A 2,012-nucleotide genomic window follows, 5' to 3' on the forward strand; every position below is an offset into this window, starting at 1 on the left:
AAGCAGTAAACTTTAGGCTACGAGCCACTATAAATGGTCCAACTACGCAGGTTTACTCAAACATGGTTAACAGCATTAATTTAGAAATAGCAGATAATGAACCCGAAAACGGTTACGCTGATTTATCGTGGAGCCCTTATAATGCATGGGAGGATGCGAGTTATGAAGTTCTGTTATCTACGGATCAAACTAATTGGATTGTAACTGATATCTCTCAATACCCATTTTACACATTGGAGAAACCAGGAGAATTGAGTACCGTATATATGCGCGTTTTTTCTACAAACGAGGGAGATACCGCTTATTCTAATTGTGTTTCTTACGATACCACTGCCACATCACTAAGAATTCCAGATATTTTTACTCCTAATGGAGATGGAATTAACGATGTATTCTCAATTAAGAATCTTAAATACTGGCCAGGGTCTTATTTAAAAGTTTTTAATAGATGGGGAACTATTGTTTACAGACAAGAAGACTATCAAGGTACTTGGAGCGGCACTCGAGTTGCCGATGGAGTATATTTCTATATACTGTTACTAAACGATGGAACCTCTCGAAATGGCAGCGTAACAATTATCCGTTAGCAGATTGTTGATTCATTATCTTAGCCACGTACTTTCCAATAATATCAAACTCTAGATTCACAATCGTTCCTTCTTTAAACCGATTGAAATTTGTGTGTTCCTGCGTAAATGGAATAATCGCCACACTGAATTCATTTTGCTTTGAATCGACCACTGTTAAACTAACACCATTAACGCATACAGAACCTTTCTCGACCGTTACGTTTCCATTATTGGAGTCGTATGAGAAAACAAATTTCCAGCTACCATCTTCTTCCAAAATCGATTTACAAATCGCAACCTGATCCACATGGCCTTGAACGATGTGCCCATCTAATCGCGCGTTCATAATCATGGCTCTTTCTAAATTTACCTGATCTCCTTCTTGAATATGGCCAATGTTACTCTTATCCAAAGTTTCCTTAATAGCCGTTACTGTGTATTCGAATTCTGTTTTTTCAACTACAGTAAGGCATACTCCGTTATGAGAAACACTCTGATCTATTTGTAGTTCATCGGTCATCTTGGCCTCAACAGTAATATGGAGATTTTCATCTTCCTTAACTATTCGCTTTACAACCCCTAATTCTTCTATTATTCCAGTAAACATTATTCTCCTATTGTTGACTTTACAGCACCAGTAACTCTCATTAACTGAATACTCCCTGTATAATACTCATCGATAATACCTATATCTCGAATAGCACTTGCTTTACAAATGTAAAAATAAGTGCCTTCCGTACAATCCATTCCATTATCCTGAAACTTCCCATCCCAATGAATGTCCATTTCAGTTGATTTAAAAACAAGTCTACCCCATCGATTAAAAATACTCGTCTCTACCGATTCGATAGATCTACTCGGGAAAGGGATGAAGAAATCATTAATGCCATTATTATCTGGAGTAAATACATTCGGCAAAGAAAATGTCGGACAATTATCTAAACATACAACATTGCTTAACACACTTTCATTCGTAAACGAATCAATAGCCGTTATGGCATAGCACCCAGCAATAGAACTTATATCATCATAAAAGAAAGAAGTATCGTCGGCACTCAAAAAAGTTGAATTTAAAGTTAACTCATGCGCTATGTTGGTAGTTGAATAAAGCTTATACCCTACAACATCATCTGCACAAAAATCATTCGGATTATTCCAGCTTAATTCACTCTCTAAATTAATACAATCCGAATTTTCTACTACAATTGTGGGAGGACAAGGCGGCGTGTAATCAATCGGAATTGCACAAATCTCTTGAGAGAAATTTAATATTGGACTTATGATACTATCAAACGAATAGGCACCAATACTCTGAATTCGATAGCAATATTCTCTTTCGTTTGTTAGCAATTTGTCTACATATTGCTGAGAAGTTGTTACCCCTATAGAATCAAACGCTGAAGTAGAATTATTCCATCGGTGTACTACATATTCATCATTAGT

General features: G+C 36.4%; 3 protein-coding genes. 1 reads left to right on the forward strand and 2 read right to left on the reverse strand.

The window, feature by feature from the left end:
• A partial coding sequence (locus HRT72_08450) for a gliding motility-associated C-terminal domain-containing protein (GenBank protein NQY67736.1) occupies window positions 1-587 on the forward strand: 587 nt, incomplete at its 5' end.
• Here HRT72_08450 and HRT72_08455 read toward each other — a convergent pair.
• The gene (locus tag HRT72_08455; GenBank protein ID NQY67737.1) at window positions 577-1,176 is read right to left on the reverse strand and encodes a riboflavin synthase; all 600 of its coding nucleotides are present in this window, start codon (window positions 1,174-1,176) and stop codon (window positions 577-579) included. The two genes, HRT72_08450 and HRT72_08455, sit on opposite strands and share 11 nt — an antisense overlap.
• The coding region (locus HRT72_08460) for a gliding motility-associated C-terminal domain-containing protein (GenBank protein ID NQY67738.1) at window positions 1,176-2,012 on the reverse strand (837 nt) is incomplete at its 5' end. The genes HRT72_08455 and HRT72_08460, both read right to left, overlap by 1 nt.

It is taken from the genome of Flavobacteriales bacterium, from assembly GCA_013214975.1.
Taxonomy (GTDB): Bacteria; Bacteroidota; Bacteroidia; order DT-38; family DT-38; genus DT-38.